This window comes from Arthrobacter sp. 'calajunan' (assembly GCF_046940185.1).
In the GTDB taxonomy this organism is placed as follows: Bacteria; Actinomycetota; Actinomycetes; order Actinomycetales; family Micrococcaceae; genus Glutamicibacter; species Glutamicibacter soli.
Map to the genome: position 1 here is coordinate 82,681 of NZ_JBKZDY010000009.1, position 24,485 is coordinate 107,165.

The 24,485-nt window shown below is 62.7% G+C and carries 17 protein-coding genes; 5 read left to right on the forward strand and 12 right to left on the reverse strand.

What is annotated here, in order from left to right; all coding sequences use genetic code 11:
- Positions 1-3,956: 3,956 nt before the first annotated feature.
- The 5 genes from trxA to RF641_RS14095 all read right to left on the reverse strand — a co-directional run bounded on the left by trxA (position 3,957) and on the right by RF641_RS14095 (position 9,448).
- Positions 3,957-4,280 carry a thioredoxin gene (gene trxA / locus RF641_RS14075; RefSeq protein WP_047120561.1) on the reverse strand — a complete coding sequence of 108 codons (324 nt, stop codon included), beginning with the start codon at positions 4,278-4,280 and terminating at the stop codon, positions 3,957-3,959.
- A 24-nt stretch (positions 4,281-4,304) separates the two neighbouring features.
- Positions 4,305-5,273, reverse strand: coding sequence for a thioredoxin-disulfide reductase (gene trxB, locus RF641_RS14080; protein ID WP_047120560.1), 969 nt, complete (start codon positions 5,271-5,273; stop codon positions 4,305-4,307).
- 100 nt (positions 5,274-5,373) lie between these two features.
- Entirely contained in the window at positions 5,374-7,038 is a 1,665-nt protein-coding gene (locus RF641_RS14085) for a hypothetical protein (RefSeq protein WP_424573423.1), read from the reverse strand.
- A 129-nt stretch (positions 7,039-7,167) separates the two neighbouring features.
- The gene (gene murJ, locus RF641_RS14090) at positions 7,168-8,865 is read right to left on the reverse strand and encodes a murein biosynthesis integral membrane protein MurJ (RefSeq protein WP_047120558.1); all 1,698 of its coding nucleotides are present in this window, start codon (positions 8,863-8,865) and stop codon (positions 7,168-7,170) included.
- Positions 8,866-8,908: 43 nt separating this feature from the next.
- Positions 8,909-9,448, reverse strand: coding sequence for an NUDIX domain-containing protein (locus RF641_RS14095; RefSeq protein WP_047120557.1), 540 nt, complete (start codon positions 9,446-9,448; stop codon positions 8,909-8,911).
- A 124-nt stretch (positions 9,449-9,572) separates the two neighbouring features.
- On the opposite strand from RF641_RS14095, the gene RF641_RS14100 reads away from it, so the two are divergent.
- Both RF641_RS14100 and RF641_RS14105 read left to right on the forward strand, forming a co-directional pair.
- Positions 9,573-11,021, forward strand: a complete 1,449-nt coding sequence (locus RF641_RS14100; protein ID WP_053799276.1) for a CCA tRNA nucleotidyltransferase — start codon at positions 9,573-9,575, stop codon at positions 11,019-11,021.
- Between the two features lie 585 nt (positions 11,022-11,606).
- Positions 11,607-11,729 carry a hypothetical protein gene (locus tag RF641_RS14105; RefSeq protein ID WP_272926284.1) on the forward strand — a complete coding sequence of 41 codons (123 nt, stop codon included), beginning with the start codon at positions 11,607-11,609 and terminating at the stop codon, positions 11,727-11,729.
- Between the two features lie 249 nt (positions 11,730-11,978).
- Here the strand turns inward: RF641_RS14105 and RF641_RS14110 are convergent, their stop codons facing one another.
- The 7 genes from RF641_RS14110 to RF641_RS14140 form a co-directional block, all read right to left on the reverse strand.
- Complete coding sequence (locus RF641_RS14110; protein WP_047120555.1) at positions 11,979-13,064, reverse strand: inositol-3-phosphate synthase; 1,086 nt, start codon at positions 13,062-13,064, stop codon at positions 11,979-11,981.
- A 295-nt stretch (positions 13,065-13,359) separates the two neighbouring features.
- Positions 13,360-14,598 carry a DUF6716 putative glycosyltransferase gene (locus RF641_RS14115; protein ID WP_424573424.1) on the reverse strand — a complete coding sequence of 413 codons (1,239 nt, stop codon included), beginning with the start codon at positions 14,596-14,598 and terminating at the stop codon, positions 13,360-13,362.
- 1 nt (position 14,599) lies between these two features.
- Complete coding sequence (locus tag RF641_RS14120) at positions 14,600-15,616, reverse strand: hypothetical protein (RefSeq protein WP_113607396.1); 1,017 nt, start codon at positions 15,614-15,616, stop codon at positions 14,600-14,602.
- Positions 15,617-15,651: 35 nt separating this feature from the next.
- Complete coding sequence (locus tag RF641_RS14125) at positions 15,652-17,004, reverse strand: polysialyltransferase family glycosyltransferase (protein ID WP_113607279.1); 1,353 nt, start codon at positions 17,002-17,004, stop codon at positions 15,652-15,654.
- Positions 17,001-17,999, reverse strand: coding sequence for a glycosyltransferase family 2 protein (locus RF641_RS14130; protein ID WP_424573425.1), 999 nt, complete (start codon positions 17,997-17,999; stop codon positions 17,001-17,003). The genes RF641_RS14125 and RF641_RS14130 overlap by 4 nt, the downstream gene beginning before the upstream one ends.
- A gap of 102 nt (positions 18,000-18,101) precedes the next feature.
- Positions 18,102-18,995, reverse strand: a complete 894-nt coding sequence (locus RF641_RS14135) for an N-acetylneuraminate synthase family protein (RefSeq protein WP_424573426.1) — start codon at positions 18,993-18,995, stop codon at positions 18,102-18,104.
- Between the two features lie 11 nt (positions 18,996-19,006).
- The gene (locus tag RF641_RS14140; protein ID WP_113607282.1) at positions 19,007-20,203 is read right to left on the reverse strand and encodes an acylneuraminate cytidylyltransferase; all 1,197 of its coding nucleotides are present in this window, start codon (positions 20,201-20,203) and stop codon (positions 19,007-19,009) included.
- A 286-nt stretch (positions 20,204-20,489) separates the two neighbouring features.
- On the opposite strand from RF641_RS14140, the gene RF641_RS14145 reads away from it, so the two are divergent.
- From RF641_RS14145 to RF641_RS14155, 3 genes are read left to right on the forward strand one after another with little or no spacing between them, the layout of a single operon-like run.
- On the forward strand, positions 20,490-21,971 hold the full coding sequence (locus RF641_RS14145) for a glycosyltransferase family 87 protein (RefSeq protein WP_424573427.1): 1,482 nt from the start codon (positions 20,490-20,492) through the stop codon (positions 21,969-21,971).
- Entirely contained in the window at positions 21,968-23,395 is a 1,428-nt protein-coding gene (locus RF641_RS14150) for a phytoene desaturase family protein (RefSeq protein WP_424573428.1), read from the forward strand. The genes RF641_RS14145 and RF641_RS14150 overlap by 4 nt, the downstream gene beginning before the upstream one ends.
- An 11-nt stretch (positions 23,396-23,406) precedes the next feature.
- Positions 23,407-24,432, forward strand: coding sequence for a YdcF family protein (locus tag RF641_RS14155; RefSeq protein WP_424573455.1), 1,026 nt, complete (start codon positions 23,407-23,409; stop codon positions 24,430-24,432).
- Positions 24,433-24,485: the final 53 nt, after the last annotated feature.

Below are 24,485 nucleotides of genomic sequence, written 5' to 3' on the forward strand. Positions count from 1 at the left end.
TCTGCCGTACTTGGTGTGTACAACACCGTGCGTAGCGGCGTTGCTCCTACATATTGAAGGAAGTTCAGGAGGAATATACCGGCAGAAGGGGGAGAGCAGTCTGGCACGATCACCTCGACGCATTCTGCACCTCATACAATTACCCGACGGGGTAATTGCAAGCGTCATCAAGCACCGCCAGCTGCTCAACGTATGCAATCTCTCGTCCGCGCCAGCGGGATCCTTTCCCACGCACGCTGGTAGTAGAGCCTGCGCCATGTTCAATTCCTGAGCAGCCAAGCGTTGCGGTGCACATCCGTAGAGACTGCTGAAGCAAAGGACCTCCAGAAGTTCATCTGTGTATTTTCGGAGTTGGATTCCTATCCGTGAACACCAAATAATCTGGTATTAACAGAACCAAGAGCTCTGATAGATTGCGATGTGTAATTCAAGGACGTCCTTTTGCTAATTTAATGCTTTTGGTCTATCAGGTGTGTTGCGATGCGCTGTATGTCGGATTTCCGCGTGCAACTTTGCCACTTCGCGAATCCGTCGATAGAGGATTACCTCTGCCCTGAAGATGGCGTTGATGCTTGCGATAGTGGCCCCGAAGAATGGAAATGATGTGCATCTTCCATTGAGCCGGAAGCATGAACGCATATTGGTTGCCACCCGATGAATGATGCCCCACCGAACGAAATTGATTCTTCAGTTGCTGAAGGGAAACGACGAGAATCCTGGAAATGAGATGGCCGATCTTCTTCGGGCTGTCATTCAACGTGTCCGCGAATGTCCAGGCATCTGGAGGTACGAACTCTACCAAGTTCTGGCCACGAAGTTTCCGACCGCATTCAGCCAACTGAATCGCGGGGGAAGAACTGGCGCCTTGGTTTAATCCTGCCTCTGAATCGGTCAGAGCGAGTTCTACTATCGGCCACTCGAGGTTTGCTTTACGTACTGCTGCCCAACCTAAAACCAGAATGTGCAGTGCATGATTGCCGCTAAAGTGATTCCGGGTGGAGACCTATCAATTGCCCGGATCGTCGAGCGGGCATCGCCTGCTGAATTCGCCCGACTCGATAATTATCGTGCCCATGCTTCTTCGAGGAAAAGGCCATGAAGACTGCAACGTGGTGCCGATCGCATTGCTTGTACGGCTTCGTTCTTGAGTTTGGCAGTTTCTAATACGAAAGTGATGCCACCGAATCTTGATGTTGGGTCGGGGAACGACTTTAGATATGAGCTTCGGTGGCCAGGCGAGTGCTGATTTGAGATGGACTATGAACAGAAGGAACGAAGCCAGAACGGTCTAGATCGGATCTACTTGCCATGCATATTTGAACCCCAACGTATCCCGTTCGTGCTCAATAGTTTTGCCCTCAATGTTCCTTGTCGCACGCACAGGCTCGTGAAGAGCGATCTGCGACGCCTGAGTGCTTCAGCAGCTGTTCCACTGGCAATGGAGTCTGAAATGCCGGCAGAAAGGCACACAGGCAAGCTGAGGCAGCTGCTGCGGAAGTCGACCTACGTGGAGCTCTCCGTTGTTATTCCTGCGGGTAATTTCCGGATTCCATTCGATTCGGCATCATTTTTTGGTTCGGTCAAAGATAGGGGAATTCTGCTTCAAGGAGTAGACGGTACCTATGGTCCATGCGGCTGGCTTCGGCTGTGTACGGTAGGTCAAGTCCGTGGGACGAATGCTTCCACACTGAACGGTCTTGCTCACCGGAGGTCATAAGATTGGATCTCTCCGAGCGGCCACCAATGACTGTAAGCTGGTTGCCCTCTGCTATGCAAGGGATCTGCAAGCCACCATGCGGCTGGCTCCGCGACGTCTTCGCAGCTGCGGTGGTATTGGCGACTGCACCCGACGGCAAGGCGTGAGGAGGGACCCAGCAGCTTGCCGGCGGCTGCGTAGCCTTCAGGGGCCGATGGACTGCCCCTGAAACGATGTCTTTGAATGTCGGTAGCGGGACGGAGTTGGGGCTCGTGATTTTGCCTGCGCAGTACGTGAAGCTTGTGGGGCGTCCCCGGCGCGGTTTGCACATGCAGTCCGTCTCGACACCCTTCTTTAAGGGATCGGGGGAGCGGTTGACCTTCGCCGGGCCACTCCTAATCCCCGTGGCATTCACTCGCGCTGCTCGGCACTGGCCACTGTTCCGAACGCAGGCTCTCTGTCGTTGTTGGGAGCAGAGCATGTTTCACGTGAAACAACGCGGCGAAGTGCCAGTGCAGGCTAGCCCTCGGCGCGAAGTTTCACGTGGAACATCACCAGTGCTGTAGCACCGGTCTGTTTCGACTCATGTTTCACGTGAAACAGATCCACGGAAGCAGCTTCGTCGAGTGTAGGCCTCATGCACCAATAGGGTATCGTGCGCGATCATGTTTCACGTGAAACAGTACATGGGGAATGGCCTGTCGGTGGGAACGAAAAGGGGTCCGGTCAACACGCACAGATGCATTCGACCCGCTCCTGCGAACACTTGAAATATGTGAATGATGCGAAGTGCGAGCGTCAATCAGGGGAGTGGGCAGTATCCGAAGAAACGCGTATCTGCAGCCCAGTCTACGAGTCGCAGAACGCAGGACAACCTTGAACTACCTCCTGGCGGCGTAAAGCCACACGCCTGGGCTGCAGAGAGGAATGGGTGGTATTCGCGAGCATGAATGCCATGCCAATGGCTAGAAACGCCTTTCAGCAGTGAGCCGTGAATTAGTACAGCGAACGAATCCACCTACTCCAACTGCACCACTGTCGCTGCGAGTATGCCAGCGTGCTGAAGAGGAACTCAACGACGATTTCGATATTTCGCAGTGACGACTATGTTCGAGCAGCAGGTAGGAACTTGCGTCCGGTTGAATAGATTGATTGATGAAAGGTGCCGGCAAGGTGGCTATGCGGGTGCCGTTGAGCCTGGAATTGCAACGGTGTTGGCGACAGGTGCCGGAACCCCCATGGGGCGCTGGCCAGGGATGCAAGTGCGTTCGCGTTTATTGAGGAGAACAGCGAAGGACTAGCAAGTTTTCACTTCGGGGCGGCCGTGAACTCTTGGGCGGCAATTGTCTTTACCAAAAATGCTGTGTGCTGATGAAGCCTGTATTCTGCACGCGTCGCCGGGCCAGAACAAATCTTTGCCACCGCTCGACGGGCGCATCGGGCAATCTTCGGTCCGACGAGCTGCGGGGTGCCAAGTATGTGAACTCGGCGTTGAGTCATCAGGTACCGACGCAATTACGCTGAGGATTCCAGGCTTGGGCGCGCCATGAATGACTAAGCTTCGGTAGCGCATGCTCAAAGTTAACAAGTTCCGGGTCCAGAACGATTTCGTCTTGCCGACTGAAGAGTTCCCGCTTTCTTTCAATTGTGTTCCAGCGATATGAGGTGGTGCAGGTTGGCTGTCGAGGCCGGCGCAACGGCTTAGTGTGGTTGGATGAAGTCGTTAGCTGGTGTACGGGCCGGACTTGGAGCCTCGGATCATTGCCGCCGGGAATGGCGGCAGGAAGGCATTGATACGGATCGTTCACGTCGCTGGACGGGGCATCGTCTCAACGTGATGGGAATTGATAGCTCGCGGCCTCCAGTACTATCCGATCCAGCGCAATCGGCATCCTGCCGGTTCGCGACCAGAACATTGCGATTCTCGTGGATTCGGTTACCTGAGTATCGCAGCCGACGACCAGAACGTCCTGCGCAACTGGCGGATGAAGTTCTGGCCGCCTTTGGTGACGCCTGCCCCAACCGCTTACGGTTATGAACAGTTGGCAGGACACCAACGCGAGCTCCACGAACATTTTGGTGTCGCTGAATCAAAAACAATCGCATGAATATGTTTATCTGGAATGATGCGCAGAACGCGTCCAGGATCGAACACCATGCCGACTCTAACAAGAGGTAGGGGCAGTTGCGAACCCTTTGAACAAAAAAGTGGTGCGGCGGGAACAAATCCCGCCGCACCACTCAAGATGCCGAGTACTGGCTACAGGTAGGCTGCAAATTCCTTCTCGATGACAGCCTTAGGCTTGGCACCCAAGGAGGACGCTACGTGCTCGCCGTTCTGGAACACGAACATGGCCGGAATGGAGGTAATCCCGTACTTGGCGGAAAGTGCCTGGTTCTCGTCGATGTTCAGCTTAACGACGGTGACCTTTTCAGCGTGCTCTTCAGCGATCTGGTCCAGGATCGGGCCGAGCTGGCGGCATGGACCGCACCATTCTGCCCAGAAGTCCACGATGACCGGCTTGTCGGATTCCAGAACCTCTGCCTGGAATGTTGCTTCGGTAACTGCTTTAGCGTTGCTCATGAGATGCAACCCCTTTCTGAGGAATTAGTTTGCGGCTTCTGCCGGGGTCTTGACGTTGGCCAGGAAGTGCTCGACATCCTGCGCTGCTGCGCAGCCGGAGCCGGCAGCAGTGATGGCCTGACGGTAGGTGGAGTCGATGACGTCGCCTGCGGCGAACACGCCTGGCAGCGAAGTCTTGGAGCTGCGTCCGTCGACGGCGATGGTGCCCTCTGCAGTTAGCTCAAGCTGGTTCTTGACCAGATCCACGCGAGGGTCGTTACCGATGGCTACGAAGACGCCGGTGACGTCCAAGGTGGACTCTTCTCCGGTGTTACGGTTCTTGACAACCAGCCCGTTGACCTTGTCCTCGCCGTTGATGCCGACAACCTCGGAGTCCCAGACGAACTCGATCTTCTCGTGCGCCAGGGCACGGTCAGCCATGATCTTGGAAGCGCGCAGTTCGCTGCGGCGGTGCACGACGATGACCTTGGAAGCGAACTTGGTCAGGAACAGCGCCTCTTCCATGGCTGAGTCGCCACCGCCGATCACGGCGATGGTCTGTTCGCGGAAGAAGAAGCCATCGCAGGTAGCGCACCAGGAAACGCCGTGTCCGGACAGGCGCTTCTCGTCCGCCAGTCCCAGCTCGCGGTAAGCGGATCCGGTGGAAACGATGATGGCACGGGCACGGTACACAGTGCCGTCGGCCAGCGAGAGGGTCTTGATCTCGCCCTCGAGATTCATCTCGGTCACATCGTCGAAGAGGATCTCGGCGCCGAAGCGCTCAGCCTGCTGCTGCATGTTGTCCATCAGGTCCGGGCCCATGATGCCCTGCGGGAAGCCCGGGAAGTTCTCCACGTCCGTGGTGTTCATCAGCTCGCCACCGGCGGTTACGGAACCTGCAATCACCAGGGGATTCAGGTTTGCTCGCGCGGTGTAGATCGCAGCGGTGTAACCGGCAGGGCCGGAACCCACGATGATTACGTCGCGGATTTCATCGTTCTGTACTGAAGTCACGGGGGTAGAACCCTTTCATTCTTATAATGCGAGGTGGATAGCGAGGGCTTACCTCACTATCCACCTCAACGCATTGCTTTGGTAAAAAATTCCGCGCGTGTTACTTGGCGGAGAACTCGCCGATCTGCAGGCCGTACGGACGATCAGGATTGGCTCCCGAGGCCCGCCGAGGCAGATCGGTGACATTCAGGAAGATGTACTGGCCTTCCATGAAGTCCTTGTCCCCATCCTTGACCGGTACGGTGACCGACGGCCCGGAGAAGGAACCCTTGGCCACGGACGTGGCGCTGCCCAGATCATCCGAGCTGCCCACGAGAATTTCGTAGGCGCCACCGGTGGCGTTCAGGCCGTCCAGCGAGATCTCGGAAACAGCCGACTTCTCTTCAAGTTCGAGGATGAAAACCATGTTCGAGGCGAATCCGCCGAAGTTTCCTGTGGTGTACGAGAAGGACTTGTAGCTGCTCGAGGCGTTGCCGTCAGTCATCTTCGACAAGGTATCGTCGGTTGCCGAGTTCAATTCCTGGTTGCCCGGAACCAGTCGTGAGACGTCGGCGATGGCCGGTGCCGGCAGCGATGGAGCCTCGGATTCCTCAGGGGTCTTGGACTCACCCGGGGTGGTTGGAGCTTCGCTGGTGGTCGTGGCGCCGTTGTTTTCGGCCACGTTGTCCTTGTCGCCACCCAGGAAGTTGAAGGCGAAGACCACACCGATGACCAGGACGATCACCAGTACGGCGCCGACCAGCAGGCGGGTGCCGCGTGAGGTGCTCTCCTCGTCGTCCACCTGCTCGACGTCCTGATTCTGCACCGGGGCGTTCTTGGCCGCTGCCGGGAAGGTTGAGGCCTTGGATGCAGCAGCACCGGCTGCGACGCCGGCAGCCGCCGCTGCGGCCTTCTTCTTGGCGTCGTTCGAGGCGGCGGCAGGCTTGGGCTGCTGGGCCTTGGGTTGCTGCTTCTGCTGCTGGGGCCTGGATTCTTCAGGTTTGGTCTTGGAAGCCTGGCCCTTGGACTGTGCCGCGGCGGCCAAGGCAGCTGTCGCGGTGACGTTGGGCTCGTCCTTGTCATCCAGCCGGGTCACCTTCGGCTTGGAAGCCCCGTGCTGCGCCGGAGCCATCGGAGTGGCGGCAGTCGGAGGCACCTGGGCGTTGGGAGCGGTCTGGTCGTCGGCTTCTGCCGGCGCCTCAGCCTGCTGGTAGTCGTCCTGCTGGTAGTCCGAGTCGTCGTAGACGTCCTCGGCAGGCTGCTGGTTCTTCTTGCCGAAGCGGTTCTTGAAACCGGCGAAACCGTTGGACAGCGCGGTGCCGACCTTGCCCTGCTGCTCGGGAGCGTCCTCGTAGCGCAGGTTCTCGTAGTACTCGGCGTCGTCTTCGTAAGTCTGGGGGACGGATTGGCGTGATTCGCCGAAGATCTCGGTGCCCAAGGTGTCGGTGAAGAACGGTTCCACGTACGGGGCGTCGTCCGTTTCCAGCACCAGGTCCAGCATGTCCGAGGAGCGGGCCACGTTGGCGACCAGATAGGTCTGATTCGAATCGGTGATGCCCAAATCCAGGACCTGGACGTTGGCCGTGCGTTCGCCCATGGCGATTTCACGGGCGCTGGTGGCCAGCTGGGAGGAATTGTGAACCGATGCCACCATGATGCTCACCGCGCGGTTGAGCACCTGATCGATGCCGCTCAGGACCAGATCGCCTTCTGCGGACGACAAGACGGTCTCGGTGACCTGGTAACGGCCGCTGAGAACGGAGCCGACATCGATTGGCTGCGACACGTGCATCTCCAAGGGGTTGGTTTGCGGTTCGATGGCAGTGAGGCACCGCCATCTGCCATGTTACCTGCCGAGGTCCGTGGATTGGTGCCTATTCGGGCAGAATCACCGTGGTTCTTCGCGGTGTCTGCGCTACCGCTTGAGTCCCGGGATTCGGCGCAGCAGGGGGCCCAGGAACCCGTCCAGTTCAGGAACCTTGGTCTTGTAGAGCAAACCGATGAAGACCACGGCCATGACGCCGCCCACGACGACCACCGTGATGATGGCGGTGATCAGCGAGTCGTAGGCGAATCCGAAGTTGAAACCGCCCATGAGCCACAGCACCAGACAGCCCACCAGGGCTGAAACGGTGGCCATCCAGCCGATGCGCACGTAGGTGTCGATGACCCCGGTGATGCCGTAGTCGCCGTACCGGCATTTGACCAGGTAGTGCGTGCCGATCGCGCCGAGCACGTTGGTCAGGCCGTAGATGAACGCGATGGCGGAGGCGATGTGCAGCGGGTCGACCACGGCGGCCGCGGTGAACGCGAGCACCAGGCCCAGGGCGGCGGTGGCCGTCTGGATCAGCATCGGGGTGCGGGTGTCCTCGTCGGCGAAGAACACGCGCAGCATGAAGAACTGCAGGGACTTGAACGGCAGGCCCAGCGCGGTCAGCACCAGCAGCTGGCCCAGCGCACCGGCGGCCTGCGCGGCGTACTCGGAGTTGCCGGCGAACAGGCGTCCCAGCGGGCCGGCGAGCACGATGAAGACCAGCGTGCAGAAGACGATGGGAATCGCGGTCGAACGCATGCCCTGGCTGAGCAGGCCGCCGACGTCCTTGCGGCGGTTCTCGTGGAAGGCGCGGGTGAAGTCATTGAACAGCACGGTGGCGACGGTCAGCGCGAACAGCGAGTGCGGCAGCACGGTGATCAGCTGCGAGGTGTTCAGCGCGTACTCGCCGGCCACGGAGGCAGCCTGTTCGGGAGGCAGCTCGGTACGCGCCGCGGTCGCGGCGGAGACGATCTTTGAGTACAGCAGCGAGGAGACGTTGCCGATGACCATGGCGGCCAAGGTCCAGATGGCCAGCTTGCCCACGTGTCGCAGTCCCATGCCGCGCCAAGAGAAATCGAGCTTGAGCTTCAGCCCGGTCTTCTTCAGGGGCCACAGCAGCACAACCGACTGCATCACGATGCCCAACGTCGCTCCGCCGGCCAGCCAGATGGTTTTGCCGGTGGTCCAGGTATCCATCGGGTCGCCGGAGGAGTAGGCACCGAAGGTGATGATGAATGCGCCGATGACCAGCAGCTGGATGATGTTGTTGACCGCAGGGGCCCACATGAACGCCGCGAACCTGCCGTTGGCGTTGAGCACCTGACCGAGCACCGCGTACAGGCCGTAGAAGAAGACCTGCGGCAGCGACCAGTAGGCGAAGGCCGTGCCCAGCACGATCATCGGCTCGGTCCAGTTGTGGGTCAATGCCACGATCAGGGGCCTGGCGCACAGCGTGAGAATCACGGCCATCGCGCCCATGACAACCATCGTGAGGGTGATGAGCTTGGAGGTGTAGGCGGCGCCCCGGTCCGCGGCCTTGGAGGCCTTGATCAGCTGTGGGATCAGCACCACGTTGAAGATGCCGCCGGCCAGCAGCATGAAGATGATCGTCGGGATGACGTTCGCCTTCTCGAAGATGTCCGCCACCGAGGTCACCGAGCCAATGGCCATGGCCAGCAGCGCCGTGCGCACGAAGCCCAGGATTCGGGACACCAGGGTGCCCGAGGCCATCAGGGCATAGACCTTCGACCTGGAACCGCCGGAGGCGGCCGGGGTCTTGGCTGCCGGTTCGGGAACCATTTCCAAAGCTCCGGTTACCGGGTGGTCGGAGCCCTGAAAGGAATTAGGAACCTGAGACATACTTCGTTAGAACCTCGCGTGCCAGTTCTGCAATCCGGCGCTCATTGGGGAAGGACAGGCGTTTGCCCAGGGCATCGAGCGGCACCCAGGCAACATCCACGGCTTCGTGATCGGGATCGTTCTCGATGGTCAGATGCCCGCCGGTGGCTTCCAGTAGGAAATGGTGCACGGTCTTGTGCACCCGATAATTCGTCACGGTGAACCAGTAGTCAACCGAACCTAGGGGTGCGAGGATCTGCCCGGCGATGCCGGTTTCCTCCTCGATTTCGCGGATGGCCGCTTCCTCGTTGGTTTCTTCGCCTTCCGGGTGGCCCTTGGGCAGGCACCATTCAAGGCGTCCGCCACGGTTGTAGCGCGCGATGATCGCCACCGGAAAATCCGGTTTCTCGAAGTCGATGACGATGCCTCCGGAGGAGACTTCCTCGACGGTTGGCAGACTCGTGTGACCGCCAGTTGCCTGCGCGCGGGCCATTGACGCAGTCAACGGCGTGCGCTTTGGGGCAGACGGGATCGGTCGGTTCATGAATCCACTCTATCTAGAAAGTGCCCTCCTTCGCCTTATCGACGTGGGCAAGTAAGTGATCTCGCTGGCAATGTCACTGATTTTTGAAGCAAACTCGCGGGATTTCTGGCACGCTTAAGGAACTATGCATGCACTCCCCACTCATGACGCGCTGCGTCAAATCCTGCCTTCGGTCATTTTTGAGCTCGCCGACCGATTCGTCCGGGCAGGTCATGAGCTATCCCTGGTGGGCGGTCCGGTCCGCGACCTGTACCTTGGCAGGGTTTCGCCCGATCTCGACTTCACCACCAGCGCACGGCCCGAGGAAACCTTGAAGATTGTTTCCGGCTGGGCGGACAATACCTGGGATGTGGGTCGGGAGTTCGGCACCATCGCCTTCAAGAAGGGCGAGCACACCCTTGAGGTCACGACCTACCGAGCTGATGCCTATGACAAGGATTCCCGCAAGCCGGTGGTGGCCTTTGGCGACAACCTGCATGATGACCTTTTCCGCCGCGACTTCACCATGAATGCCATGGCGCTGCGCCTGCCGGAGCTGGAGCTGGTTGACCCATTTGACGGCGTCTCGTCGCTGACCGACCAGCAGATCCGCACTCCCGGTTCGCCGGACATCTCCTTCTCTGACGATCCGCTGCGCATGATGCGCGCGGCACGTTTCGCCTCGCAGCTGAAGATCGAAGTGAGCTCGGAAGTACGTCAGGCCATGAGCGAAATGACCGATCGCATCGAGATCATCTCCGCCGAGCGCGTGCGCGATGAGCTGGTCAAGCTGATCAACGGAGCGGATCCCCGCGCGGGCATCGATCTGCTGGTGGATACCGGCCTTGCCGATCGTGTTCTGCCCGAGGTCTCTGCCCTGCGTCTGGAAATCGACGAACACCACCGCCACAAGGATGTGTACCAGCATTCGCTGACGGTGCTCGAGCAGGCCGTGGAACTTGAAACGGATGCGGAAGGCGCTGTGCCCGGTCCGGACTTCATTCTGCGCTTCGCCGCGCTCATGCACGACGTGGGAAAGCCGGCGACCCGGAAGTTCGAGCCTAGCGGCGCAGTATCTTTCCGCCATCACGACATGGTTGGCTCCAAGCTGGTCAAGGCGCGCATGCGCGCCCTGCGTTTCGACAAGGACACCACCAAGGCGGTGGCTCGCCTGGTCGAGCTGCACATGCGATTCTACGGCTACGGAGACGCCGGATGGACCGACTCGGCGGTGCGCCGCTACGTGACGGATGCCGGCAGTCTGCTGGAGCGGCTACACCGGCTGACCCGCTCGGACGTCACGACGCGCAACCGGAGGAAGGCAGAACGGCTCGCCTTCGCCTACGACGACCTCGAGGCGCGTATCGCTGCCATTGCCGAGCAGGAAGAGCTTGATTCGATCCGCCCGGACTTGGGCGGCGAGCAGATCATGGCTATCCTCGGAATTCGCCCGGGCCCGGTAGTAGGCCGAGCCTACAAGTTCATGCTGAACCTGCGTCTTGACGAAGGCGTGCTGGGTGAGGAAATCGCCAGCGAGCGACTGCGCCAATGGTGGGCGCAGCAGCCGGAGTCCCAACCGAGCGTTACTGAATAGTAGCGTCTGACTAGTTTGATAACGGAGAGCCTGATTCCCTGCGGGAAATCAGGCTCTCCGTGTTCCCAGCTGAAATTTGCTTAAATAAAATATTGAAATAGCTGGCGTAGGTGCATTTGCCCATGTATGCTGAATACTGTGATTGGGAAGTCTCAATGAGAATTCCGAATCGAAAAGTTATCCAAATACAGTCTCGCGTTGAACGCGATTGACTCAGAGCAGATTTTAGGAGGTGGGACACGATGAATATGAATCAGACCTTTATGACCGATCGCCCGGTGCGATCCGGCAATGGCATTTCTGCGCCCAATGGCCATCGCTTCGTCTCCCCAACCTCCGGAACAGCGGATTCCTAAAATCATCTAGGCATCACGACATAGTTCCTGAGGTTGAAAGTCAGTAATCGACTCGCACCTTAGGAACTTTTTTCATGTCTGCTCCACTTTTCGCCACGGCAGCCCAACGCGCAGTTCGGACCTCGGAACTAATCTTCGCTGGACCGGAAAGCCTGAAGGCTCGTGCAATCTCTACAACCCGTCAAGATCTTCCTTCACCTCTGACCATGCGCGAAAGGAGGGAAAGCAAATGACAAGACGCCAGGACAAGCGAAAGAACAAATACCTTGATAGCGCCGAATTCAGCCGTAACATGCGCCAGCGTGAGTTGAAGAACCACGTGCCGCCAGAAATGTACTTCCGCATTCGATAAGTACTGATAGCGCCATTACCGTTATCAGCACCATCGAACCAAGGAGTACGTTATGAACTCGCCGATCAATTCTCAGAGGCCCGCCGGCCTGCAAGCCGGCGGGCTTCCCGCATTAATGGATAGATGCGGATGGCCGTCGGAATCGGAACGAACAAGGCCCCATCTCGGATTTGAATCAAATACTGCGGCAACAACAACAGCCGGTGCTGAAATCAAGGATTTCAGCACCGGCTGTTGAATTGGCGAAGCTTAGCGCTCGACGTCTCCGCGGATGAAGGCTTCGACCTTCTGGCGGGCGCTCTCGTCGTCGTACTGCTCTGGTGGCGACTTCATGAAGTAGCTGGATGCCGACAGGATCGGTCCGCCGATACCGCGGTCCAGCGCGATCTTGGCGGCGCGCACGGCGTCGATGATGACACCAGCGGAGTTCGGGGAATCCCAGACCTCCAGCTTGTATTCGAGATTGACCGGGGCATCGCCGAAGTTGCGGCCCTCGAGGCGCACGAATGCCCACTTGCGGTCGTCAAGCCAAGCAACATAGTCCGACGGGCCGATGTGCACGTCGTCCTCGCCCAGTTCGGCCGAGGTGTTGGAGGTGACGGCCTGGGTCTTGGAGATCTTCTTGGATTCCAGGCGATCGCGCTCGAGCATGTTCTTGAAGTCCATGTTGCCGCCGACGTTGAGCTGGTAGGTGCGGTCGAGCACCACGCCGCGGTCTTCGAACAGCTTGGCCATCACACGGTGCGTGATGGTGGCGCCGATCTGGGACTTGATGTCGTCGCCCACGATCGGAACGCCTGCATCAGTGAACTTCTGGGCCCACTCCGGGGTACCTGCGATGAACACCGGCAGGGCGTTGACGAAGGCAACGCCAGCGTCAATGGCGCACTGTGCGTAGAACTTCGCGGCCTGCTCGGATCCAACCGGCAGGTAGCAGACCAGCACGTCGACCTTGTCGTCCTTCAGGGTCTGGACAACATCGACCGGCTCGGATGCCGATTCTTCGATGGTCTGGCGGTAGTACTTGCCCAGGCCGTCCAGGGTGTGGCCGCGCTTGACGGTCACGCCAGTGGTGGGGACATCGGCAATCTTGATGGTGTTGTTCTCGCTGGCGAGAATTGCCTCGGACAGATCGAGGCCGACCTTCTTGGCGTCGACATCAAAGGCGCTGACGAATTGCACGTCGCCGACGTGGTATTGGCCGAACTGCACATGCATCAAACCGGGAACGGTGGAATCTGCATCGGCATTCCGGTAGTACTCGACACCTTGGATGAGTGAAGTGGCGCAGTTACCTACGCCAACGATGGCAACGCGAATCGGGTTCGCCGACACATGAACTCCTTATTGAAATGTATAAACCTCCGGGCAACTGGGCGCGCAGAAGACGCGGCACAGAGATATGCCCCTACTGATCTTAAGTCCTCAGGACCCGGAAACATTCCCGGAATTGCCGGTAAATGCAGTAGTTGGCGCTCGAATGTCCGAATACGGGCGTGCTTCGAGCAATGCAATGATTGCCCATGACGTTAAATAACTGGCATTTTGTACAGGTGTGTAAGGCTGTTAACTGATGACAGTGACCATTTTGTTAGCGATAAATAACTGTCAGTATCAAAACGAATTTTGCTCATGACGAAGATTTGAGGTCTTGCCGGCCATCGTTGTTCAGGAATCTTCTAATTTTCTGCAATATGCGCACTACGGGCGTGGGAAGCGCTGTGCGCAGCCGCTGACGCATCGGCTGGTTCCTGACCAACGCAAGAATTTCAGCGTCGGTCACCAGCCGGCCTTGACGAGCCTGATAAGCCAGGATCGCCATCGACTCGTGAAAACTGCCGTCCATCCGGTGGAAATAATTCTCCCTTAACCAGGCCTTGGCGGGAACCGGGAAATTGAGGGCTTCGAGCTCATCCATGGTGCCGAGAATGTTCGATCCGCGGAAAACCTCATTAATCATCTGTTCGTTCACACCGAAATCCGAAAGGATCATTGTTGGCAGTCCTCGATCCAATGACTCGAGCGCGGCAGTCGACGATACTGTCACTAGCGCGCTGCAGGGCGTCAGCGCGTTGGACATTGTGCCGGTTTCGAATCTCAGGTGGGAATGAGGCCCCAGCCTGCCGGCGGCCTGAAGCTCGTCGCAGAGCTGATCATAGGGGAATGCTTCAAGATGGGTCTGCGGTTCTCCTGCGCGGGCCCGCAACTTGACGACCACTTCGAGACCTGGGTTCAGCCGTGCGGCCCGCTCGAGGGCCAGCAGGATTTTTTCGCGGTCTTCTCGGGTGTAGGGAACTTTTGCCTGCGGAGCGAAAACGACCCTCCGGATCTCTCCATGGGTCACCGGCGGGAACCCGGCCGAATGCAGGAATGGCAGCTTGCTGACCATGATGGTCGGATGGTGACCCGGCTGTTCCTCCGTCATGAACGAGAAATCCCGGGCCTCGGCGTGCGAATGGCAGATGAACGCATCCCCGGCGCGGCGGTAGTTCCATCCCTTCGCAGTAGCCGGGTAGGCGACACCGGGGAGCGCGGAGACCAAGGCGGTACGGCGCGTCTGCGCCGGTTCCGAGCGCAGGATCCGCGAATAGGCTTCGGCGACCACCGGCCCGGTGGCCGCGGCGAACACGATGTCCTCGGGGATCGAATCCGCATTCAGCTGATGCAGCGTCATGAATTGCAGGTCTCGCTGGTCCAAGCTAGTTCCGGCGAACGCCGCGGCAATCTGTTCCTCAGTAGGCATCACCGGTGTGCGAACCAGGGCAACCCGACGGTCCCACGCAGGGCCGAGCCGGTCCAGGAAGGTCACTGCCAGCTTCAGGTAGGAATCAGAATCGGCGATGGCGAGAATGGATGGATTCACGAACATTTCAAACCTTCAGAGAGCTGGAAAGGTGTTCGCGCAGCGGCACCGGGGTTGACTCAGTCCACCATGATTCCGGGACTGCTTGGGGATAGAGCTGCCGCGCGTCATTGCCCAGCAGCAGGCGCAGGGACGGGATGACTGTCGAAGGCAGTGCGCGGATTTCCTGGCCGGGACGCAGCACACGCAACCGCATCTCGATCGGAACCGTGTGCTGCTTGGGCACAACGTTTCTGATCTGGCTGATCTTCTCCAGGAATTCTGCGGTTTCGCGGCGGTGCGGAAAATACGCGACCGGACCGTCTGCGGCGATGGACTTGATCCATTGGAGATAGGGCTCCTCATGGATCAGGCCGTCGGCCGCCATGGCGGAGCCTATCAGCAGCGTCGGCTCGGTGAAGCGTTCGGCCACCGGCTGGGTCGAAAGCCATTCGAACTTATGCTGCGCAAATTTGATGCCCAGCTCGGCCATGCGGCGCTGGGTGTCGGGGGAGACCAGCAGCGCGGAGACGATCAGCAACCGGCCCTCGCGGGCCAGCTGGCGCAGCCGGTGCCACATGGCCAGGCCCATGGCGGTGCGCGCGGCGGAATTCCTGGCACGAGCGCGGACCAGTGGGGCCGGTTCCTCGGCCACCAGCTGGTTGATCAATGCCAACGTGGCCAGGCCGTCGTCGATGATGACAACTTCCTTGGCTTTCACCCCGGCCAGCAGCGCGCGCTGGACCTTGCCCGAGTAGGCGTCCCCGGCGACGAAACGGTCGGTGGAGGACTTCGGCGCCGGCGGCTTCCGCGCAGCCTGCACGAATTCCACACCGGCCGGCGCCTGGGCCAACAGGGCCTGAGTCGTGGCTTCCAACGGCATACCCTGCCGCGGCACGATGCGCACCTCATGGCCCAGCAGGCCGGCCGCGTGGGTCTCCACCGCGGAGAGCAGCTGCAGCGGGGACTCCACCCAAACCGAGGCCGCGCCGAAGCGCGGGCGCGGCACCTCGGAAGTGTCGTGGCGGGACAGATTAATGGACATGGAACGGGAGAATCCTTCGCTGCGGACGGCGACGGTCATTGGGCCAGGCGGCTCAGCGACTTGGACAAGGAATCCAGCCCCTTGGAGCCGCGGCGCAGCACGTGGCGCGAGGCCCCGCGGACCTTCGAGGGCAGGCTACGGCGGGCCGGCAGATGGGCCCAGAGCGGCGGGAGCCCCAGCTTGGTGATCCGGCGGCGCTTGAAATGCGCCGAGAACTCGGCATAGTGCTCTTCCAGGAAGGCCGACGCTTGATCACGCAGGTGCGGGACCCGGGCCGACTGCATGCAGAAGGAAACCGCGGCCAGCAACCTCGAGAGCATGTCCTGCCCGGCCAAGTCCCCGCTGTCCCGGGGGACCGGCAGGTCTTGGACGAACAAGGCATGGATGATCGACAGCGGGATCCGGTTCGAGTTCTCGTACGGCGCCAGCGCCTGCAACATCATGCCGGTGCCCACGGCGCGCACCTCGGTATCCAGGATGTAGCGGGCGGTGGCCAGGCCCGTGGAGAAGCAGGAGACCACCAGCTGCGGCCGGGCCAGCGCGATCACGGTTTCGGCCAGGTGGTCGGTGCGCAGCAGCCGGAATTCAAGCCCCAGGTCCGCGGCGGCCTGGGCCAGCCGGACTGCGGCAGTGGGGCTGGCCGAGGGGTGGGCCTTGAACAGCACGGTGTCCAGCCCCGCGGCGCCGACCTCGCGCAGCATCTGCAGGTGCAGCTCGAATTCCTCCTCGGAATCCAGCAGCCCCAGCGAGCCGAGGTACTGCCCGAGCACCAGCGCCGCGCCCTGCGGCAGCTCGAGTCTTGCCTGCGCGGCCAGCTGCTCGAACACGACGGCCAGCGCGGAGGCTGGCAGCACCTCGCGCAGCGGGTTCAGCTCGGCCAGCAGCGCCGGCTCGAGCCCCGGCACCAGGTCCACGTGCAGGGTGCGGGTGATGCGCTGGCGCAGCGGCATGGCCAGGCGGTTGCGGGTGGGCCCGTAGGACATCAGCCCGTCCGAGTGCACCCAGATCTCCGCGTCGAAGAAGATCCTGGCCAGCGCCTGTGACGGGTTGACCTGGATGGATTCCAGCACCAGCAGCAACGGCTCGTCGTCCAGGTCCCAGGCGTCGCGCAGCAGCCGCTCGAAGACCATCAGCTCGTCCTCGCGCGGGTTGAACTGCGCGGGGCGGCGCGGGGCCATCAGCTGCGCGTAGTCGACCACGCGGTCGAAGCGCGCGGCGAGCTGCTCGAAGCCGGGGGAGTCCTGCAAGGGTGTGGTCAGCTCCGGCACCTGGGAGCCGTTGGCCAGCACCAGGATGCGCTCGTCAGCGGCCGGGAGCAGGCCTGCATCGGCCATGGCGGCCAGGGAAGCGAGCTGGAAATAGCTGCTGGCCTCGACTAATGCGATCACTTGGCGGCTCCGATCGTTCCGGGCTGCAGGAAGGAGAGGATATGGCGGCGGCGGGCCACATCCATCTCGAGCGCTACCTGCAGGGCGGACTGCGGGTCGATCGAGGTGAAGACCTGGCGCAGCTGCTGCTTCATGGCCAGCCGCACGGCCGGCGGGTAGTGCTTGGCGCGCTTCTCGTGGTGGCAGACGATCGCGAAGAACTGGCGCAGCGCCTTGGGCAGATGGCGCTCGGCGTCCGGGTGGCTGCGCACGGCGGCCAGAATCCGCTCGTAGGCGGGGATGAACCCGAGCTGGCGTTCGTCGAATACCTGGGTCAGCGAACCGGGCAGCCCGCGGCGGTAGAACACGCTGGGGGAGGAGACCACGGCATAGCGTGTGGTGCCCAGGTGCACCTTCCACAGCCACAGCCGGTCCTCGGCGCTGCTCAGGTCCGCGTCGAAGTAGAACAGGCCGCGCTGGCGCATCAGCTCGGTGCGGTACATGCCCGCCCAGACGAACGCGTAGTCGACCATGGAGGGCGAATCGATCGGCTCGATGTCGTCCGCCGGATTCAGCGGCATGCCGCGCAACGCCTGCGGGGCGCGGTGGATGACCCGGTTGGTGCCGGTGACGCGCACGTGGTCGCTGCGCACGAAGTCCACGTGCAGCCCGGTCAGCGCGTCGGCCAGCACGGCCAGGTGCTCGGGGCTGTACCAGTCGTCGGGATCCAGGAAAGTGAAATACTCGCCGGTCGCCAGCTGCAGCCCGGCGTTGCGGGCCGCGGAAACCCCTGCGTTCTGCGTCAGCCGGACCAGCCGCAACCCGGGCAGCGAGTCGATGAAGCTTTCCACCAGCGCGGCGGTTGCATCGGTGGAGGCATCGTCTACCACCAGCACCTCGAGGTCCCAGCGGCCCAGCTTCTGCCGGGCCAGCGAGGCCAGCGCATCGCAGATGTACGCCTCCTGGTTGTAGGCCGGGATGACCACGGAGATGCGGCCGGGGGTCAAGCTCGTCATTGCTGCTCGGCTTCCTTGTGTTCGGTGCTGGTGGAGGTGGATAACACCTAAGCGGCCGGACCGGGATGGTCCGGCCGCCGGGGACTGCGGTGCGGGAACTGCCTAGCCGTCCACGCGGCGCAGGCGGGACAGCGGGGCCAGCTCGCCCGGGAAGACCTTCTTCACGCCGTCGCCCATGGCTTCTTCCAGGATGCGGATGTCGCGGATCAGCGAGGCGAAGCCCTTCGGCTCGAGGCTGGAGGCCTGGTCCGAGCCCCACATGGTGCGGTCAAGGGTGATGTGGCGTTCCACGGTCACCGCGCCCAGGGCGACGGCTGCCAGCGAGATCTGCAGGCCGCGCTCGTGGCCCGAATAGCCCACCGGCACCTGGTAGCGGTCGCGCAGGGTCTCGATCATGCGCAGGTTGGCCTCTTCCGGAGGCAGCGGGTAGGTGCTGGTGGCGTGCATCAGCACCAGGTTGCTGGTGCCCAGGGTCTCCACCGCCTTGTCGATCTGCTCGATGGTGGACATGCCGGTGGACAGGATGATCGGCTTGCCGGTTTCGCGCAGGGCGGTGAGCAGCTCGATATCGGTGACCGAGGCGGAGGCGACCTTGTGGGTCACCGCGCCCTGCTCTTCCATGAATTCCACCGAAGGCACATCCCATGGGGAGGCGAAGGCGTGCAGGCCCTTGGAAGCTGCGTAGGAGATCAGCTCCTTGTACTGCTCTGCGCCGAACTCCACGCGGTAGCGGTAGTCCATGTAGGTCATCTCGCCCCATGGGGTGGAGCGGATCTTGTCGCGCATGTCCAGCGGGGTGGAGATCTCAGGGGTGCGCTTCTGGAACTTCACCGCGTTGGCGCCTGCCTCTGCGGAGATGTCGATCAGCTGCTTGGCGATTTCGATGTCGCCGTTGTGGTTGATGCCGATCTCGCCGATCACGTAGACCTGCTGTCCTGCGCCGAGCAGGTTCTCGCCGATGGCTACCGGCTTGATGTCAGTGGTAATCGAGGTCATGGTACTGCCTTTCAGTGGGTGAAATGTGTAAATTCTTGGGTTGCCGCACCGGTTTCGGCGCGGGCTGCGAGCACCAGCTCGGCCAGTTCCCGCACCGCTCCGTGCCCGCCGTTGCGGGCCAGGGTCAGCCGGGCTGCCTGGGCCACCTGCGGCTGGGCGTCTGCCACGGCCACCGGCCAGCCGACCAGGGACATGGCGCCCAGGTCGTTCACGTCGTTGCCGACGTAGGCCACGCGGGCCGGGTTGATGGATTCGTCGGCCAGCCAGCGGGCCAGGTATTCGGCCTTGTTATCGATGCCGTGCGCCACCTCGACCTTCAGCTTGGCGGCGCGGGCCGCGACCACGGGGTTCGCTTCCTTGGACAGGATCAGGAACTTCACCCCGGCGGCGCGCAGCCGGGCGACGCCCATGCCGTCCGAGCGGGATACCCGCACGGCTTCGGTGCCGAACTGGTCGACGTAGGCGGTGTCTTCGGTGTGCACCCCGTCGAAATCGGTGACCACCGCGTCCACCAGCACCGGGTCAAGATGCTGTTCCTCCTGCAGGGAGGCCAGCAGCAGGTCCGCTTCGGTGTCGATGTCGATCCCGTGCTCGGCAGGGACTTGATGCACCGCTACACGTCCGAAGAAGCGGTGGTTCGCGGCCAGGAAGCCTTTCGAGTCCATGGCGTAGAACGCGCCGGTTTCGCGGAAGCGCGGTTCGCGGTCCTGCCGGCGGGGCCTGACGGACATGTCGTGGCCTACCGCTTGGGCGAGCCCAGCGGCATCCAGCGACCAGTGGAAGCCGTGGTCGGCGACGGCGGCGAAGCTGACGTCCAGTTCGCCGCGCAGCACCCGGTTGACCGCCGCGTCCAGATCCGTCGGATCGATGAACGGGCTGGTGCATTGGATGAAGACGGTGGCCTGCGGCAGGTCCGGTTCGCGTTCAAGCACGTGGACCAGGACCGATTCGCTGGTGGCGGTGTCGCCGGCGATTTCTGCCGGGCGGTCCACCACGCGGGCCCCGTAGGCCAAGGCTTCGGCCTTGATCCCGGGATGGTCGGTGCTCACCACAACATCGCTGACTGAGGCTGCGGCCTGGGCGGATTCGATGGCGCGTCCCAGCAGGGACTTGCCGTGGATCCGGCGGAGGTTCTTAAGCTCGATGCCCTTGGATCCTCCCCGTGCGGGGATGATGGCCAGGACCTGCGGCTGATTGGTGTTGCTCACGAATTCGACGTTAAACACCCGAGTTAACCACCCGGGTGCGCTGAGGTAAACGCAGGGTGAAGTGCGGGTTTAATTACCTGTTGGTTCGCTGGAGGCCTTGCCGTCCCCTCTTCGGTGCCATGTCTCCGGACCTTCCGGGGGCCTGGCCGCACCGGGGAATCCGTCGGGGTATTTCGCGGCCCCGCATCGGCGCGTGGACCGCGGCGCCCGTAATTTTGTGAACCCAAGTGATGAAACATGAGCTGGCGGCGCCGTTCAAATAGGCCCAGCTACTAGGCTGGAGGGTATGCGCGAGTCTAAGCAGCCACAGTCCACCCGGGGCCCGTTGCGGATCACCGTGCCCTCGAGGGCCGACGGGTTTCTGCGCCAGTTCACCGCCGTGATCGGCGGGCCGCTGGGCAGACACAGCGACCCCGGACGGGTGAACCCCGGATTCTTCACGGTGGAACGCGTGCTGATCCTGATGACCATCGCGGCATTGCTGCTGATGCTGCTGGCCAAGAACCCCTGCCGCGTCAACGGCTGGGGCGGCAGCAATCCCTATATCTACGCCTGCTACAGCGACTGGGTGCCGCTGTTCGGGGCCCGCGGCTTCGCTGAGAACCCGTGGGTGCCGTTCTCGGCGCAAGCGCAGTTCGAGTATCCGGTGCTGATGAGCGTGGTCGCCTCCGCGGTGGCCTGGCTGGTGCCCGAGGGGGCCGCCAACCGCTCGCTGATCTACTTCGACATGAACCTGGTCCTCGTGGCGATTCTGTGGATCGTCACCGTTGTCTGCACCCTGCGCATGGGAGCGCGCCGCCCGTGGGACGCCGCCATGGTGGCCATCGCCCCGGGCATCATCCTGGCCGGGAGCGTCAACTGGGACCTGTGGGCAGTGGCCCTGCTGGCCTTGGGCATGCTCAGCTTCGCGCGCAGGCACACGGTGCTGGCGGGCATCCTCATCGGCCTGGGCACCGCCATGAAGATCTACCCGTTCTTCGTGCTCGGCGCGGTGCTGGTGATCGCGGTGCGCACCGGCAAGCTCAAGCCCTTCTGGGTCACTGGCGGCACCGCGGCGCTGACCTGGATCCTGGTCAACCTGCCCTATGCGCTGGCCTACCCGGACTCGTTCAAGCACTTCTTCGCCTTCTCCTCCGAGCGCGGCGCCGGCTTCTCCAGCTTCTGGCACGTCTGGAACCTGCTGGCCGAGAAGTCCGAGGCGCTCCAGCCCTTCAACGCCCAGCAGATGTCCTTCTGGGGCCTGGTCCTCTTTTTCCTGTGCTGCACGGGCATCGCGGTGCTCGGCCTGGTTGCCAAGCGCACCCCGCGGCTGGGCTCGCTGGCCTTCCTGATCGTGGCCTCCTTCGTCATGGTCAACAAGGTGTATTCGCCGCAGTTCGTCGTCTGGCTGATCCCGCTGTTCGCCCTGGCGCTGCCGAGGTGGCGCGAGTTCGTGGTCTGGATGCTGGTGGAGGTCGCCCACTTCTACGGGCTCTGGTTCTACCTGGACTCCTTGGACGCCGAAGACATCCACAAGGTGTTCCCCGAGACCGGGTACATTGTGCTGGTCCTCGCCCACATGCTGATGCTGGCGTACCTGATGTATCTGGTGGCGCGTTCGGTGCTCGACCCGCGCCGCGACCCGATCCGCGCGGTGGGGCAGGAGGACCCGCTGGCCGGCCCGTTCGCCGGCGCGCCGGACGCCTTCACCCTGCGCGGCCTGAAGCCGAGCGCCCCGCAGCACGCCGAGCACGCGGCGAACGCGCCGGCCCCGGAGGCCAAGGCATGAGCGCCGTAGCGGTCATCGGCTCCGGCCCGAACGGGCTGGCCGCCGCCGCGGTTGCCGCCCGCGCGGGGCTGGACGTCACCGTATACGAGGCCAACGACACCCTCGGCGGGGCGGCGCGCACCCAGCCGCTGGACGGTTCCCAAGCCCGATTCGACCTGGGCAGCGCGGTGCACCCCATGGCCTTGCAGTCGCCAGCGATGCGCGAGCTGGGGGTGCTGGACGAGGTGGACTTCATCATCCCCGAGCTGTCCTTCGCCCACGTGCTCGATGACCGCACCGCCTACGCCTGGCGGGACCTCGAGCGCACCGCGCAGGAGCTGGGGGCCGGCGGGGAGCTGTACTCCCGGCTGCTCTCTTTCTTGGTGCAGCGGATGGACGAGCTGGGCGACACCCTGCTGAACCCGCTGCTGAAAGTCCCCTCGCACCCGGCGACGCTGGCCGCCTTCGGCGCCAGCACCCTGGGCGGCATGGGACTCAAGGACCTGTTCTCCGCGAAGCACGAACGCGCCGCCGCGCTGTACGCCGGCTGCTCCGCCCACGTGGCCGGGGGATCGCGCGGCCCGGCCAACGCCGGCGCGGGACTGTTCCTGGCGGCCGCGGCGCACGCCAAGGGCTGGCCCATCCCGCGCGGCGGATCCCAGGCGATTACCGATGCGCTCGCCGGCCAGGTTCGGGCCCACGGCGGGCGCCTGCACACCGGGCGGCGCATCACCAGCCTCGGGCAGCTGTCCGAGGACATCGTCCTGTTCGACACTTCCGCGGAGATGGCGGGGCGGATCGCCGGGAACCGGCTGCCGCAGACGCTCTCCGCGGCGCTGGCCAAGACCCGCAGGTCCCCGGGCAGCTGCCTGGTCCACTACGTGCTGTCCGAACCGGTGCCCTGGAAGGACCCGGTGCTCGCGCAGGCCGGAACCGTGCACCTGGGCGGGACGGCCGCGCAGGTGGGCCGGGCGGAGCGCGAAGCCAGGCGCCGCGTGCCGGGCAAGCCGTTCATGATCGTCTCCCAGCCCTCGGTCTTCGACGGATCGCGCGCGCCGCAGGGCCGGCAGGTCCTGTGGGCCTACTGCCATGTGCCGTTGGGCTCCCCGGCGGACATGAGCGGGCGGATCCGCTCGATGATCGAGGCCGCCGCCCCGGGCTTCGGCGACCTGGTCCTCGAATCCCATGTGGTCACCGCGCAGGGGCTGGAAAAGCAGAACGCCGCGCTGGTGGGCGGCGACCTGTCCGGCGGCACCATGGACCTGCTGGGCAGCGTCCGCCGGCCGCTGGTGTCCACCGACCCCTGGTACCTGCGCAGCAAGGGCCTGTACCTGGTCTCCTCGGCGGTCCCGCCCGGCCCATCGGTCCACGGCATGGGCGGCTTCCTCGGTGCCAAGTCCATGCTGGAGCGCGAATTCGGCATTTCCCGGCGGAACGCCGTCTAGGCTTGATCCTGATGGAAGACTTCGGCTACGACCCCATTTCACTGGCCCTGCTCGCCGCGCTGTGGGCCGCCTTCATCCTGCTGTACCGCAGGGAACCGCGCCGACTGGTGCTCGCCGCGGCGCTGCTGCCGCTGGTGCTGGCCAGCTTGTCCACGCTCTCCGAACTGCTCACCAGCTTCGTGCCTGGCTTCGGCTTCCTGGTCGCGATCCTAGTGGTGCTCACGCCGCTGATGCTGGTGGTGTTCGGCGCCGCCCTGATCTACAACGGCATCCTGATGTGGCGCCGCGAAGGCGCGCGGATCCCCAACCTGCTGTCGCTGATCGCCGGGATCCTGGTGTTCGCGCTGCCGGTGGCCGCGCTCGGACTGGTGGTGATCTCCCAGTGGTGGAGCCTGTCCCTGGCATTCATCATGTTCTTCGCCTCCGTGTTCAGCGCCAGCGTCTTCGCCATGCTGCTGCTGTACTCGTGGGTGCACGCACGGTTCCCTGCCAAGGGCCGCGGGGCGGCGGTGGTGGTGCTCGGCGCCCGCACCATCGGCGGCAAGGTCACCCCGCTGCTGCGCGGGCGGCTGGACAAGGGCATCGAGCTCTACGGCACGCAGGAAAACCCGAAGCCGCTGATGGTGCCCACCGGCGGGCAGGGCCGCGACGAGGTCGAGCCCGAAGGCGTGAGCATGGCCCGCTACCTGGCCGAGCAGGGCATCCCGCAGGAGCAGATCCTCATCGAGGACCGGGCAAAGGACACCATTGAGAACCTGAAGTTCTCCGACCAGCTGGTGCGCGCCCAGCGCACCGACGGCCGCCTGTGGCTGGTGACCAGCGACTACCATGCGCTGCGCGCCGGGCTGGCCTCGCGGCAGCTGGGGCTGGATGCCCGCGCCTTCGGCGGCAAGACCGCCGCCTACTACCGTCCCAGCGCGTTCCTGCGCGAATGCGTGGCGATCGTGCGCGACAACCTGAAATTCATGATCGTGCTGGCCCTGCCCTTCGCGGTGATGGTGGTCGGCGCGCTGTTCGTGGCCACCGCCGTCGCCTAGCAGCTGCACCCGCAGAACCCGCGGCCGCGCCGTCGCATGCACCTTCGGGTGCA